This window comes from Streptosporangium sp. NPDC050284 (genome assembly GCF_044459525.1).
Taxonomy (GTDB): domain Bacteria; phylum Actinomycetota; class Actinomycetes; order Streptosporangiales; family Streptosporangiaceae; genus Streptosporangium.
The window spans coordinates 328,238-341,986 of sequence record NZ_JBITIZ010000001.1 but is presented as its reverse complement, the minus strand read 5'-3'; the positions used below and the strand labels follow the sequence as shown (position 1 = coordinate 341,986).

Here is a 13,749-nt window from a genome sequence, read left to right as displayed (position 1 = left end):
GCGCGGGAAGGGGCCGAGGCCCCTTCCCGGCCCGGGATCAGGTGGCGGTCTCGGCGATGGCCTGCAACGCCAGCACGTACGACCTCAGGCCGAAGCCCGCGATGGTGCCGGTCGCCACGGCGGCGACCACCGAGTTGTGCCGGAACTCCTCGCGGGCGGCCGGGTTGCTGATGTGCACCTCGACCAGGGGCGCGGTGCGCTGGGCGATGGCGTCGCGCAGCGCGTAGGAGTAGTGGGTGAACGCGGCGGGGTTCAGCACCACGGGGATCCTGCGGTCGGCCGCCTCGTGCAGCCAGCCCAGCATCTCGGCCTCGTCGTCGGTCTGCCGGACGTCGACCGACAGGCCGAGCTCCCTGCCGGTGTCCCGGCAGAGGGCGGCCAGGTCGGCGAAGGTCTCCGCGCCGTAGACATCCGGCTCGCGGGTGCCGAGCCGCCCCAGGTTGGGGCCGTTGAGCACGTAGACGGGTCTCATCGGGTCACTCACCGCTCCTTGATGGCCGCGCGCCTGCCGCGGCGGCCGACGTCACTCAGCAGACTCACCGGGCGATCTCGTGGTAGGCGGCCTCCAGAAGCTCCTCCGGCGGGTCGACCAGCGGGGACACCTTCGCCAGGTCGTCCAGGAGGACGAAGCGCAACTTGGCTCCGCGGCTCTTCTTGTCGAGGCGCATGTGGTCGCGCAGTTCGGGCCAGGCCTCTCGGCGGTAGGCGGTGGGCAGCCCGACCGAGGTGAGAATGGACCTGGTCCGCTCCACGACGTCGGCGCCGATCCTGCCGTCCAGGCGGGACAGCTCGGCCGCGTAGACCATGCCGATCGCGACGGCCTCGCCGTGGCGCATCCGGTATTCCTCGACGCGCTCGATCGCGTGCGCCAGCGTGTGGCCGTAGTTGAGGATCTCCCGCAGGCCGCTCTCGCGCAGGTCGGCTCCGACGACCTCGGCCTTGATCCGGATCTTCCGTTCGATCAGCTCGCGGGTGTTGCGGCCCTCGGGGAGCCTGGCGCCGTCCGGGTCGTCCTCGATGAGCTCAAGGATCCGGGGGTCGGCGATGAAACCACCCTTGATGATCTCCGCCAGGCCGCCCACGTAGTCGTCGCGGGGCACCGAGACCAGCGTCGCCAGGTCGCACAGCACCCCGGTCGGCGGGTGGAAGGATCCGACCAGGTTCTTGCCCTCGGGGGTGTTGATGCCGGTCTTGCCGCCCACCGCCGCGTCGACCATGCCGAGCAGGGTGGTCGGCACCTGCACGACCTTGACGCCACGCAGCCAGGTGGCGGCGGCGAACCCCGCCAGGTCGGTGGTGGCTCCCCCGCCGACGCCGACCACGGCGTCCGAGCGGGTGACGCCCGCGCGGCCGAAGGCCGACCACAGCTCCGCGACCACCTCGACCGTCTTCGCGCGCTCGGCGTCGGGCACCGGCAGCGCGACGACCTCGTACCCGGCCGCCTCGATCGCGCCGCAGACGGGACGGGCGATCTCCGGCAGGCTCTCCGGGTGGATCACGGCGACGGTGCTCACCCCCGCCCCCAGCAGGCCGGGCAGCTCGCCGAGCACCCCGGTGCCGACCACCACCTCGTACGGGCTCTCGCCGGGCACACCGATCCTGGAGATCGTCACGGCTTCAGGTCCTCCACGATCTGGTCGACGATCTGGCCGGGTTCGCGCTCGTCGGTCGCCACCACGATCGTGGCGAGCTCCTCGTAGACGGGGCGACGGGCGTCCATCAGCTTCTTCAGCTGACTGCGCGGGTTCAGCACGAGCAGCGGTCGCGCCGAGCCCAGGCCCACCCGCTGGACGGCGTTGGAGAGCCCGACCTCCAGGTAGACCACCGGCTGTCCGGCCAGCAACGCGCGGGTGGCCTCGGCGAGGATCGCGCCGCCGCCCAGGGAGAGCACCCCGTCGTGCTCGGCCAGCGCCCGCCGTACGGCGTCGGCCTCCAGCTCGCGGAAGACCTCCTCGCCGTCCTCGACGAAGATGTCGCTCACCGGCTTGCCCGCCACCTGCTCCACGTCGGCGTCGGTGTCGCGGAAGGCGACCCCGAGCCGTTCGGCGAGGAGCTGCCCGACGGTCGACTTGCCCGATCCGGGAGGACCGATCAGCACTGCTCGGGGACTCATGCGATCTCCTTCGACGCCGGCCCGCCCATCGGGGCACCGAGAGCGCCCTCGCCGGGACGCCCGCTCACTTGATCACCAACGAGGAGAGGTAGCCGGACAGGTTGCGGGCGACCTCTTCGACGGAGTCGCCGCCGAACTTCTCGATCGCGGCGTCGGCCAGGATCAGCGCGACCATCGCCTCGGCGACGATCGCGGCCGCCGGGACCGCGCACACGTCGGAGCGCTCGTGGTGGGCCTTGGCGGCCTCGCCGGTCAGCACGTCGATGGTGGCGAGCGCCCGGGGGACGGTGGAGATCGGCTTCATCGCCGCGCTGACGCGCAGCGGCTCGCCGTTGGTCATGCCGCCCTCGACGCCGCCGGCCCGGTTGGTCATCCGGCGTACGCCGTCGGCGGTGTTCTCGATCTCGTCGTGGGCCAGGGAGCCGGGGCGGCGGGCCGTCTCGAACCCGTCGCCGACGCCGACGCCCTTGATCGCCTGGATGCCCATCAGGCCGGCGGCGAGGCGGGCGTCGAGGCGGCGGTCCCAGTGGGTGTAGCTGCCCAGGCCCGGCGGCAGGCCGTAGGCGATCACCTCGACGACGCCGCCGAGGGTGTCGCCGTCCTTGTGCGCCCTGTCGATCTCGGCGACCATGGCCGCGCTGCCCGCGGGGTCGGCGCAGCGCACCGGGTCGGCGTCGATCGCCTCCAGGTCGCCGGGGCCGGGGACGACGCCCGGGGTGGTGGCGGCCCCGCCGATCGAGACGACATGGCTGACGATCTCGACGCCGAGGGCCTGCTTGAGGAAGCTCCGCGCCACCTGTCCGAGCGCGACGCGGGCGGCGGTCTCGCGGGCGCTGGCCCGGTCGAGGACCGGGCGGGCGTCGTCGAAGCCGTACTTCTGCATCCCGGCGAGGTCGGCGTGGCCGGGACGGGGGCGAGAACGCGGCGCGTTGCGCGCCTGGCCCTCCAGCACGGCCGGGTCGACGGGGTCGGCGGCCATCACCGTCTCCCACTTGGGCCACTCGGTGTTGCCAACCCGGATGGCGACGGGACTGCCGAGCGTCCGGCCGTGGCGGACTCCGCCCACGATGGACACGACATCCTGCTCGAACTTCATCCGCGCCCCGCGCCCGTAGCCGAGGCGGCGACGGCGCAGCGCCTCGTCCAGCTGTGCCGTGGTCACCTCCACCCCGGCGGGCAGTCCTTCCAGGATCGCGACGAGCTCGGGGCCGTGGGACTCCCCTGCGGTCAACCAGCGCAACATGGTGACAAGTCTTCCACGTGCCGCCCACTGGAATGGCCTTTGTTCACCGGTTGAGACATCCGCGGGTGATCGTCGAACCGGAGACGGGTGATCCGGAGGCACATACCGTTCGTGGAACGAACGGGTCCAAGGGGCGGACCGCCCAGGAGGCGAACCGTTCACAGGACGGACCGTCCAGGGAGTTCACAGAACACACCGTCCAGGGAACAGCCGTCCGGGGAAAAACCGTCCAGGGGGCGGTCACGAGGACGGGTTCGGTCAAAGGGCGGTGAGGACGGCGGCGAGCGTGCCGACGGCCATGAAGGGACCGAAGGGGATCTCGCTCTTGCGGCCCGCGCGGCGCAGGGCCATCAGGGCGGCCCCGTAGAGCCCTCCGGCCAGGAGGCCGAGGAAGGCCCCGGTGACCAGGGTGTTCCAGCCCAGCCAGCCGAGGGCCGTGCCCAGGCTCGCCGCGAACTTGACGTCGCCGAACCCCATGCCCGCCGGGTTGACCAGGAACAGCACCAGGTAGAAGCCCGCCAGAGCGAGGCCGCCCAGCCCGGCGCCGAGCAGGTCCCCGGGGCGGCCGTCGGCGAGGGCCGAGACGGCGAGCGGGGCGACGGTCCCCAGGTAGGCGGCGAGGGTGAGCCTGTCGGGCAGCCGGTGAACGGCGGCGTCGACGAAGGACAGGACGACGGCGACCACCGCGAGCCAGCCGAAGGCGAGCAGTTCCGCCCCCCTCCCGACCGGCGTGCTCTCCACCCCTTCCGGCACTCCCGGCCAGGCGGCCGCTCCCGCCGCGTCCGGCCACAGGGCCCGCAGCGCGAGGGCGGCCAGCACCGCCGCGGTGACCCCCTCCACCGCCCCGGCCGCGGGCCGGGTGCCCCGCCGCTCCCCCTCGGTCCCTGAGAACTCGGCCCCTGAGAAGCGGGTCACCAGGCGCCGCGTCCCGAGCCCGATCGCGAGCCCGGCCAGAGCCGCCGGGACCGCCGTCGCGGAGAGGGACAGAAGGGTCACCGGGGGACTCATGAAGCCGACCATAATCGGCGCCCCTCTCCCCGCGCCGGGGATCCGGGCACTCCTCCCCTCCCCCTCCCACGCCGGATGTGCCGAAACGGCCCGCACCCGGTGACCGCGCCGCGCACCGACCTCCGTCCCCGCCGAAGGGCCCCGGTGGCCTCCCCGCACGCCGAACCCCACCCCCACCAGAGGGCCGAGAAGACCCGCGTTCGGTGGCCGCCTCGCACCGATCTCCATCTCCGCAGAAAGAGCCCCAAGTGGCGCGCATCCGGTGGCCGCCCCGCACGCCGAGCCCCGTCCACGCCGAAGGGCCGAAGTGACCTCGGAGGTCATTGACGATGACGGCGATGATCACGGAGGCTGTAGGCATCCCTACCCCCCGGAGGTCAGGAACGCGTGGACACGGATCGCTTCAGCAAGCTGCCCGCGGTCATCGCGTCACTCGTTCTGCTGCCCGTGCTGCTCGAACTCCTCGCGTGGTACATCGAGGGCGAGGAGTACGACGTGGCCCGCGCGGCCACAGTGATCACGGTGATCGTGGCGCTCGCCCTCATCGCCACCGTGCTCGGCCGGATCAGGGCGCGGCTGCCGGTGCTGATGGTGGTCGCGCTCACGGTCACCGCGGCGGGCGAGGCGGTGCTGGGGTTCGTGGCGGCGTTCGGCCCCGTGCTCTGGCGGGGCGGCGTACCCGGCGAGCTGCACGGGCTGGTGACCGCGGGGGTGAGCGCGTTCGCCGTGGCCACCGGCCTCTACCTGCTCGTCCAGTATCGCCGGGGCCTCTACCTCCCCTACCTGGAGGCCGGGATGGGCCCGCTGCCCACCGCCACCAAGCGCAGGGTGATCGGCGAGTCGGAGATTATCTGGAGTCGGCGTTTCGCTCGTCTCTCTGACCTGCGGGGTTGCGTTGCGGACGTCGTCCACGAGGGGCTGGGCCGCGGTCGTTGAGCCTGTCCGACCCGCCCGTCACCTGTTGTTCAACCGTTACCATGCGGCGCTTCTCAGGGAGGCGGACCGCGACGCGGGTGAGACGCATTCCGTCATCGTGACACCGGGGTGTGGTGTCGAAGGTCAGGTGCGAGTGGACTCGGCCCGGTCCAGGCGAGCATGGAGGGTGGCGGCGAAGTCCTCGGCGCGTTCCAGCTGGGTCCGCAGGTCGGTGATCCGGTCCTTGGCCACCTGTTCGTAGCCGCGCACGATGTCGAGCAGCCGTTCGCGCTGCTCGGGTTCGATCGGGCCGAGGTCGTCGAGCCGGTCGGTGGCCTCCAGCAGGTCGCGCATCTGGTCCAGGGTGAAGCCGAGCGGTTTCATCCGGCGGATCACCATGAGGCGGGCGACGTCGCGTTCGGTATAGAGGCGAAAACCGCCCTGGGAGCGGGCGGAGGGGATGACCAGCCCGACTTCCTCGTAGTGGCGGATGGTCCGCAGGGACAGCTCGGTGCGGGCGGCGACCTCGCCGATCTGCATGTGCTCGGAGTCCACGCCCGGCGGCCCTTCTGGCTGGTCGACACGCCCTTGGCACCCCAGGAGCGATCCCTACTCTAACGTTAGGGTAGGGTCAGCATATGTGGGGAGCGGCCCTTGGTGTGCCGTCCGCTCACCGGTGCGGGTGTGCACCCGGCCGCGCCCGTGGACGATGAGGTCCCCGGCGAAGACCACCGACACTCAGCAGGAGAGAGCGTGCGCGTAGCCGCGATGCCAGGCGCCGCCTGCCCGCCGTGACCCCTCGCCCGTGACCTCTCACCCCGGCTGAGCAGGACCGCTGCTCTTCGACGACTTCCGCCCGCCGCTGTTGCGGGCGATCCGCGGGTGGCCGCCCTGGTCTCCCGCGTTCTCCTTCCTCGCGCGTCCCGTATCGACAGGGGCGTGCCCGAGCACGACAGGTTCCTTTTCCCTTGCAGACTTCCCTGCTGTCTTCGGCCGCGCGGCTGCGCGGTTTTCGCCCCTCCTGGCTGTCGCCGAAGGTCGCGCGCACCGAGGTGCTGGCCGGCCTGGTGGTGGCCCTGGCGTTGATTCCCGAGGCGATCTCGTTCTCCATCATCGCCGGGGTCGACCCCAGCATCGGGCTGTTCGCCTCCTTCACCATGGCCGTCACCATCGCCGTCGTCGGCGGCCGTCCCGCGATGATCTCCGCGGCGACCGGCGCCATCGCCCTGGTCATCGCCCCTCTCAACCGGGAGCACGGCCTGGGATACCTGGTCGCCGCGGTTATCCTCGGCGGCGTCATTCAGGTGGTGCTGGGCTCTTTAGGAGTGGCCCGGCTGATGCGGTTCGTGCCGCGCTCGGTGATGGTCGGATTCGTCAACGCCCTGGCCATCCTCATCTTCGCCGCGCAGATCCCGGAGATGCAAAACGTCCCCTGGGCCGTCTATCCACTGGTCGCCGCGGGTCTGGCGCTGATGGTGTTCTTCCCGAAGATCACCAAGGCGGTGCCGGCGCCGCTGGTGTCGATCGCGATCTTGACCGTCATCACCGTGGCCGCCGGGATCGCGGTGCCGACCGTGGGCGACAAGGGCGCCCTGCCGTCCTCGTTGCCGCTGCCGGGCCTGCCCGACGTGCCGTTCACCCTGGCCACCCTGACGTTGATCGCCCCGTATGCGCTGGCGATGGCGCTGGTCGGGCTGATGGAGTCGCTGATGACCGCCAAGCTGGTGGACGACCTCACCGATACCCACTCCAACAAGACCCGCGAGTCGATCGGCCAGGGCGTCGCCAACATCGTCACCGGCTTCTTCGGCGGGATGGGCGGCTGCGCCATGATCGGCCAGACGATGATCAACGTGAAGAACGGGGCCCGGACCCGCCTGTCGACGTTCCTGGCCGGGGTGTTCTTGATGGTGTTGTGCATCGTGTTCGGGCCGGTCGTCTCGACCATCCCGATGGCCGCGCTGGTCGCGGTGATGGTCCTGGTCGCCTTCGCCACCTTCGACTGGCACTCCATCGCCCCGGCCACGCTCAAGCGGATGCCCGCCGGGGAGCTCATCGTCATGGCCGTCACCGTCGCGGCCGTGGTCGCCACCCACAACCTGGCCATCGGCGTGGTCCTGGGTTCCCTCACCGCCATGGTCATCTTCGCCCGGCGGGTCGCTCACCTGGTCAACGTCACCGCCGTCGTCGACCCCGAGGGCCACCAGGTCATCTACTCCGTCACCGGGGCGTTGTTCTTCGCCTCCAGCAACGACCTGGTCTACCAGTTCAACTACGCCGGCGACCCCGACAGGGTGATCATTGACCTGACCGGCGCGCACATCTGGGACGCCTCCTCCGTCGCCGCCCTGGACGCCGTCACCACCAAGTACGAGGCCCGCGGCAAAACGGTGGAGATCATCGGCCTCAACACCCACAGCGCCAAGATGCACGACACCCTCAGCGGAGAACTCACCAGCCACTGAACCGGCCGTGATCACAGATCAGGCGAACCCCGCCGGTTCAGCGTAGTGCGCGAAGCTCACCGAGCGCGGCGGCCAGCTGTTCGCGCAGGTCGGCGTTGTCCTTGACCAGCGCGCGGATGCGGTCGTTGGCTGTTTGCAGGCGCTGTCGCAGCGAGGCCTCTGAGGCTCGCTGCCGGGCCGGGACCTCGGCTCGGCCGCCCGTGCCGCCTGGTGCGGCACCGGTGCGGGTGCGCAGCCGGTCGATCTCGGCGCGCAGGTCGGCCTGGCCGTAGAGCCAGGAGCGCGAGACGCCGGCCTGGCGGGCGACCGATTCGATGGTGATCGGCTGGCCGGTGACGTCCAGGCGCCGTAGCGCCCGGACCGCCTTGTCGCGGGTGGCGCGGCTGCGCCGCTTGGCCGCGGCGACGAGGTGGGCGGAGTTGTCAGCTCGCATCGGCCGCCTGCCCGGGCTCGCCACCGGCAACGCCAGCGGCACTATCTCCATCGACGTCACCGGTGGTGGCGGTGGGGTCTTGGTCGGCTTCCAGGGCGGTGATGATCCGGTCCAGGTTGCCCAGGACCCGCTGGTTCATCTCGACCACCCGGGTGTGGCCGGCGTCCTTGGCGGTCTCAATGAGGGTCAGGGTGCGTCGGCGCTGCTTGCGGTGCTCGGGCAAGAATTCGGGGGTGGTGATGAAGACCGGGCAGGTCAGGCAGGCGTTGGCGTGCGGGCAGGTCTGTTTCAGCGGCAGCCCGCAATAGCCGTTGGGCAGCGACTGCTTGGCCCGGGCCAGCCGGTCTTTCAGCCAGGTCGCCTCGGCCAGCGGCCCGGCCGGATCCAGTTCGATGGGGGTGCCAGTGATATCGACCTTGCGCGCGGCCTCCCAGTGCCGGCGGACCGTGTCATCGTGCAGGCGCGCGTAATGCGCGGTCATCGCATGCGACTGGTGGTCCAGCAGCCGCCGCACGACGTCTTGGGGGACGTCGAGGTTGATCAGGCGGGTGGCGAAGGTGTGCCGCCACTGATGCGGTGTCAGGTGAACCGGGCGCCCGTGCTCATCGCGGACGTCGCAGTCCAGCAGCCAGGCGGCCAGATGCTTGCGGTAGGTGCTGCCCGGCATCGGCCAGCGGCCGTCGGGGTTGGCCGTCCAGCGGGGCAGCAGCACGTGCGGCTCAGACCAGCGGTGCAGCACGCGTTGCTGCTGGGCGGTGATCTGGTCGGCGAGATCGTCGTCGATGGGCACCAGCCCCTCGCGTTTCATCTTGTGGTTGCGATAACGCAGGTAAGGGGCGCCTTGGGCGTCATGGACGATGCAGTCGAAGGTCAACTGCTGGGCATCGCCGATGCGCAGGCCGGTGCGGACGAGGATGAGCGTGAACAGGTGCAGGACCGGGTCGGTGAGCCGGTCCAGGTTCTCGGGGCGTTCGATCTGGGCCATGACCGTCTCGGTCAGCGCTCGGGGCAGGGCCTCGGGGAGCTTCGGATAGTCCTCGGGATGCACCACGGCCTCGGCGGGCAGCGTGGCATCCCAGCGATGTCGGCGGATGTCCATCAAGAAGCGGCCCAGCGCGCCGATGGACTGGCGGCGCGACCGGATCGAGGCGTCGGTCGTAGCGATGTGGGCCACGAACCGCTCTATCATTTCCCGATTGACCTGGGCCAGCACTTGAACCTTTCCGCCCTCCTGGAGGAAGGTCGCGAACCTGCCCAGATGGGTCACCGATCGGGCGACGTGGACCGGGCTGACGTCGGTGGTGAGTTTCCACCGCGCCCAGCGTTTGACCAGCTGACGCAACCACGGCTGCGAGATGGCATCGAAACGGACTCGGCGGGACTGGGCGTGGATCCCGACCCGGTGCAGATCCCAGACATCCCGCTCGTATTCGGCCTCCCAGCCCAGGCCATGGGCCAGGTCATCGACTTTCCGGCGGGCGAACCTCAAAAAGCCCAGCGGGATGGCGTTGGCGTTACCGTGCGCGCGGGGGGTGAAGGCGTGGAACTTCTCATCCCAGACCTCCTTGGACCATTGCAGCAAGGAGCGGGCGCCGCTGGCCGCAGCCAGGCGCACCACCAGTTCCAGGTCGAAGGGCTTGGCCCTGCCGCGACGTTCATCGACCCGACACTGCACGGCATATTGCAGCTCCAGTTTGAGCTGGGGTGAAAGCGGGCGAAAGTCGATGCGGGCATCACCGCGGGTCTTGCAGTAGCGCACGAAAGCCTCGATGTCGTCGCTGCCGCTGCGTTTGGCCCACCTGCTCCACCGGCCGCGGTGGGAAGAGCACAGCCCGCTGCGGTGGCCGGCCCACAGCTCACAGTCCGGGATCACGCAGATCGGCCTGTCGGGGTCCGCCACGACGGCCGTGGGGATCCAGAGGTCGAGGTCCGGTCGGCCGGCGCGTTTCCATCCTCGGTCGTGATGGTCACACAAACCTTGGTTCTTGCGCCCGTACTTACAGCCGGCGACCACGCATTCGGGCAACGGTCCTCTGCCCATAACGTGGGGCGTGGTCTGGGTGATGAACGTCGTGATCTCCGGGCGGCCCAGCTGATCCCAGCGCTGGACATGGCCGGTGCACATGCCCTTGTTGCGGCGGACCCGGCCGCAGGCCGGCACCAGGCAGGGCGGAGTGCCCAAGATGGCGTCATCGGTGCCGGGGATCAGCACATCGACGCGAAACTCCGATCGCACCGCGCCGACCAGACGCTCCAGCAGGCCGGACGGCGCCGTCTGCTGCGCCGGCGCCGTCGGGTTTTGGTTCTCGTTCACCAGTTCACCTGCCGCTCGGGCAGCCATCCGGCCGTCTCCAGCGCGCGGCGGGCGTCTTCGGCGGTTAGGTGGCCGTAGATCTCCAGCGTCGTGGTGATCGAGGCGTGGCCGAGCAGGGCAGCCACCGACTCGATCGGGGTCTGGCGGCGCAGCAGCTCGGTGGCATAGGTGTGGCGAAACCAGTGCGGATCGAAGTGCACTCCGCTGCTGCGGCGGATCCGCTCGACCAGGTCGTGGGCGGTGTCGTAGCTGAGCGGCCGGCCGATCACCCCGCCCCAGAGGTTGACGAAGACGTAGTCGCTGTCCAGGTCGCCGTATTCGATTTCCAGGTAGTCGGCATACAGGCGCATCAGCTGCGCGCTGACCGGGATCGCGCGCCGCTTGGCCGACTTGGTGCGCGCGCCGTTGTCGTTGACGCGCGGCACGACCGTCAGCGTCCGACCGGCCACGGCCAGGTCTTCGTGACGCAGGCCGAGCGCTTCGCCGACGCGCACCCCGGCGTCGTGCAGGATCGCGAACAGCAGCCGGTCCCGCAGCCGGGTGCAGGCGTCCAGCACCGCCTGAACCTCATCGGCCGTCAGGACCCGCGGGATCGGTTTGGCCGCCTTGAGCGCGACGGTGCGCCGTCGTTGCGGCTGGTCCTTAGCGATGTGCTGCAGGAACGGCTTCCAGGCCGTCCTGGATCCGGCATAGGGCCGCCAGGTGATCAACAGCTCGCCCAGGTCCAGGCCGTGACGGGCGTGGAACTCATAGAACGAGCTCAGCGCCGACAGCTTGCGGTTGATGCTGCTGTTGGAGCAGTACTGGCCCGCCGACGGCAGGACCAGGACCTCACCGGCCCGCGCGGCGGGCGGAAGCCGCAGCCAGCCGATGAAGCCGCCAAGGTCCTCCAACCGGACCTCGCGCCAGTCGACGTCACGCCCCGCCAGGAAGACGAACCAGTCCTTCAGATCATGGGCATAGCCCTTGACCGTGTTCGGTGATCGCTCTGTCGAGCTCAGATAGGACAGCCACCGCTCGACCGGCTCCACCGGCCGGTGATCGACGCCCAGCAGGGTCCACGACTCCACCACCGAGTCGGGCATTCGTACTCGCTGTACTCGCACCACACCTCCCTGTGACCGCCTGATGGACAACGGAAGATAACCAGTCCACGAGGACTTCCGCAGGCGGTTGAGAGTGCGTGCACTACGTCATGGATGACGGTCTACGGGCTCCAGATAACGGAGATCCTGATCCGCACCATGCCGGACATCGGCCCCTCGGTGGAGAAGGCGCTGGCCAGCTGCGTGTCCATGGTCGACCAGGACGACCTGCACTTCGTGGCCTACTTCGGCGACCAGAGGTGCCGCTTCTACACCGACGTGCTGGAGGACGGCGACCTGGCCCACTTCTTCCACGAGACCGACCAGGAGGAGCGCAGGAAGATCTATCTCAGGGCGGGCAACCAGCTCAACTGGCTCACCCAGCGGCTCAACCAGCAGCTGCGCAGGCTGGAGGGCGGCGTCCTCATCCGCACGGTCCTCGACGTGGAGCGCGGGGCCATGTTCTTCTACTGGGTCGACGAGACCCGCTATCTCATCGGGGTGACCCTGGACCAGCGCAAGGTCGACATCGCCGACGACAAGATGGCCAGGCTCGTGGACACCATCCGCGGGCACTTCACCCTGCCCCCGATCAACCAGCGAGAACGCGCCCCGAAACCCCAGGGGCACCTGCGATCCATCCCAAGGAGCGAACGTTGGCCCGAATCGGGCTCCTGATCGTCGTCGTCGGCTTCGGCTGGCTCGCCGCCGACCTGGGCGGCCTGCGTGATCTGGAACACTCCAGCGCGTACGTGCTGCTCAGCAGCCTGTTGCTCGCGATCGGCCTGTACGGCAGCACACACGGGATCGACCGCGCCGAGGCGAGGGAGCACTCGCGGCTGATCGTGCTCGCGGTCACCGTCGGGGTGCTGCTCAAGACCGCGTTCATCGCCGGGGTCGTCTACCTCGTCTCCGGCGACCCCCGGGCTCTGATCATGGCGGTGGTGGTCGCCCAGATCGACCCGCTCTCGGTCGCCGGCGTGATGCGGGACAGCCGTCTGTCGAACCGGGCGAAGACGATCCTCGGGGCGTGGTCCTCCTTCGACGACCCGGTGACGATCATCCTCGCCGTCTACGCGGCGGCGCTGGTGAGCGGTTCCGGAGGCAGCGGGCAGTCGGCCTCGTACTTCGCCGACCTGGGGTTGAACGTGCTGTTCGCGGCCGCGGTCTATCTGCTGTGGCGGCTGATCAGAAACGCCCCGCCGGTGCTGACCTACCTGACGGCCGCCGGAGCGGTCGTCTCGGCCGCCTGGACCTCCCTCATGCTCGGCATAGCGACCGCCGGGCTCTACCTGCGCCTGCCCGACGCGCGCTGGCTGGGCCGGGCGGTGAGCGCGGCGTTCGCGCTGTCGGCGTTCCTGACGGGCCTGCTGCTCGTCGGCGGGACGAACATGGGGATGGGCGTGTTACTCGGGCTGGCCGCGTACGCCGCGCAGATGGTCGCCGCGCTGGTGCTCACCCACGGCCTGCCGATGATCGACCGGGTGCATCTGGGGCTGGCCCAGCAGAACGGGGTGACGGCGGTGATCCTCGCCCTGGTCTTCGAGCGCGACTTCGGGGGGTTCGTCGCCGTGATCGCCCCGGCGATCCTCACGGTCAACCTCGTCCACGCGGCGGCCAACCGAACCGCCGACGCCTGGGAGGCTCGGCGATCTCTTCCATCCGCGCCACTGTGACGTCGGGGGCCTCGGCCCCCAGTTGGTCCAGGGTGCCCGACTCGACCGCGGCGAGCGCCCGCAGGAGGCCGCCCTCGATCACGAAGGGCACCGGGCCCGCGACGTCGACCACCGCCGCCGCGCTGCCCTCGTGCACCGCGGCCTGGCAGACCTGAAGGATCGTGGCCTGGATGGGCCTGGCGTCGGGGCGCCACCGCCGCAGCGCCTCCGTCCCGGTGAAGGCGAGCACCGCCTCGCGGCCGTCGGCTCCGACGAGCTTCGGGAGGGCCATCTCGCTCTCCTTCTCCTGCCGCAGGCCGTGCTCGCCGATCTCCGACTCCTTGAGCAGGGCGACCACCGGCACGAGCAGCCGGGCCCCGCTCAGCGCGGCGACGACCTCGCCGGCCTGCGCCTTTCCCTCGGCGAAGGCGGCGAGCGCGGATGTCACGGCGGCGTCGGCGGCACCGTCGTCGCCGGGGACCAGGGGTCGCGGAATGCTCGGCACGAACCGGGAGCCT

Annotated in this window: 14 protein-coding genes; 4 read left to right on the top strand and 10 right to left on the bottom strand. The window is 70.4% G+C overall.

Features of this window, described 5'->3' with window-relative positions:
* Nucleotides 1-37: 37 nt before the first annotated feature.
* The 5 genes from aroQ to ACIBH4_RS01480 form a co-directional block, all read right to left on the bottom strand.
* Nucleotides 38-472: a type II 3-dehydroquinate dehydratase gene (gene aroQ, locus ACIBH4_RS01500; protein ID WP_362509219.1), complete on the bottom strand. Its 435-nt coding sequence runs from the start codon at nt 470-472 to the stop codon at nt 38-40.
* Nucleotides 473-536: 64 nt separating this feature from the next.
* Nucleotides 537-1,613, bottom strand: coding sequence for a 3-dehydroquinate synthase (gene aroB, locus ACIBH4_RS01495; RefSeq protein WP_362508399.1), 1,077 nt, complete (start codon nt 1,611-1,613; stop codon nt 537-539).
* Nucleotides 1,610-2,113: a shikimate kinase gene (locus ACIBH4_RS01490; RefSeq protein WP_362508402.1), complete on the bottom strand. Its 504-nt coding sequence runs from the start codon at nt 2,111-2,113 to the stop codon at nt 1,610-1,612. Before ACIBH4_RS01490 ends, aroB begins: the two co-directional genes overlap by 4 nt.
* A gap of 64 nt (nt 2,114-2,177) precedes the next feature.
* Nucleotides 2,178-3,356 carry a chorismate synthase gene (gene aroC / locus ACIBH4_RS01485; RefSeq protein ID WP_362508405.1) on the bottom strand — a complete coding sequence of 393 codons (1,179 nt, stop codon included), beginning with the start codon at nt 3,354-3,356 and terminating at the stop codon, nt 2,178-2,180.
* A 258-nt stretch (nt 3,357-3,614) separates the two neighbouring features.
* Entirely contained in the window at nt 3,615-4,364 is a 750-nt protein-coding gene (locus ACIBH4_RS01480; RefSeq protein WP_362766087.1) for an A24 family peptidase, read from the bottom strand.
* Between the two features lie 387 nt (nt 4,365-4,751).
* On the opposite strand from ACIBH4_RS01480, the gene ACIBH4_RS01475 reads away from it, so the two are divergent.
* A complete protein-coding gene (locus ACIBH4_RS01475; RefSeq protein ID WP_362766089.1) occupies nt 4,752-5,300 on the top strand; it encodes a hypothetical protein in 549 nt (182 codons plus the stop codon).
* Nucleotides 5,301-5,423: 123 nt separating this feature from the next.
* Here the strand turns inward: ACIBH4_RS01475 and ACIBH4_RS01470 are convergent, their stop codons facing one another.
* On the bottom strand, nt 5,424-5,819 hold the full coding sequence (locus ACIBH4_RS01470; protein ID WP_362766176.1) for a MerR family transcriptional regulator: 396 nt from the start codon (nt 5,817-5,819) through the stop codon (nt 5,424-5,426).
* Between the two features lie 443 nt (nt 5,820-6,262).
* Here ACIBH4_RS01470 and ACIBH4_RS01465 point away from each other — a divergent pair, with 443 nt between their 5' ends.
* The gene (locus ACIBH4_RS01465; RefSeq protein WP_399171413.1) at nt 6,263-7,744 is read left to right on the top strand and encodes a SulP family inorganic anion transporter; all 1,482 of its coding nucleotides are present in this window, start codon (nt 6,263-6,265) and stop codon (nt 7,742-7,744) included.
* A 37-nt stretch (nt 7,745-7,781) separates the two neighbouring features.
* Here the strand turns inward: ACIBH4_RS01465 and ACIBH4_RS01460 are convergent, their stop codons facing one another.
* The 3 genes from ACIBH4_RS01460 to ACIBH4_RS01450 are packed head-to-tail and all read right to left on the bottom strand — an operon-like array spanning nt 7,782 to nt 11,597.
* Nucleotides 7,782-8,177: a DUF6262 family protein gene (locus tag ACIBH4_RS01460; protein ID WP_362766092.1), complete on the bottom strand. Its 396-nt coding sequence runs from the start codon at nt 8,175-8,177 to the stop codon at nt 7,782-7,784.
* Nucleotides 8,167-10,491 carry a tyrosine-type recombinase/integrase gene (locus ACIBH4_RS01455; RefSeq protein ID WP_362766095.1) on the bottom strand — a complete coding sequence of 775 codons (2,325 nt, stop codon included), beginning with the start codon at nt 10,489-10,491 and terminating at the stop codon, nt 8,167-8,169. Before ACIBH4_RS01455 ends, ACIBH4_RS01460 begins: the two co-directional genes overlap by 11 nt.
* On the bottom strand, nt 10,488-11,597 hold the full coding sequence (locus tag ACIBH4_RS01450) for a tyrosine-type recombinase/integrase (RefSeq protein ID WP_362766098.1): 1,110 nt from the start codon (nt 11,595-11,597) through the stop codon (nt 10,488-10,490). The genes ACIBH4_RS01455 and ACIBH4_RS01450 overlap by 4 nt, the downstream gene beginning before the upstream one ends.
* 93 nt (nt 11,598-11,690) lie before the next feature.
* On the opposite strand from ACIBH4_RS01450, the gene ACIBH4_RS01445 reads away from it, so the two are divergent.
* Nucleotides 11,691-12,254, top strand: a complete 564-nt coding sequence (locus tag ACIBH4_RS01445; RefSeq protein WP_362766101.1) for a hypothetical protein — start codon at nt 11,691-11,693, stop codon at nt 12,252-12,254.
* Nucleotides 12,233-13,252 carry a cation:proton antiporter gene (locus ACIBH4_RS01440; RefSeq protein ID WP_362508414.1) on the top strand — a complete coding sequence of 340 codons (1,020 nt, stop codon included), beginning with the start codon at nt 12,233-12,235 and terminating at the stop codon, nt 13,250-13,252. The genes ACIBH4_RS01445 and ACIBH4_RS01440 overlap by 22 nt, the downstream gene beginning before the upstream one ends.
* Here the strand turns inward: ACIBH4_RS01440 and ACIBH4_RS01435 are convergent.
* A complete protein-coding gene (locus ACIBH4_RS01435; protein ID WP_362508416.1) occupies nt 13,173-13,736 on the bottom strand; it encodes an SseB family protein in 564 nt (187 codons plus the stop codon). The two genes, ACIBH4_RS01440 and ACIBH4_RS01435, sit on opposite strands and share 80 nt — an antisense overlap.
* Nucleotides 13,737-13,749: the final 13 nt, after the last annotated feature.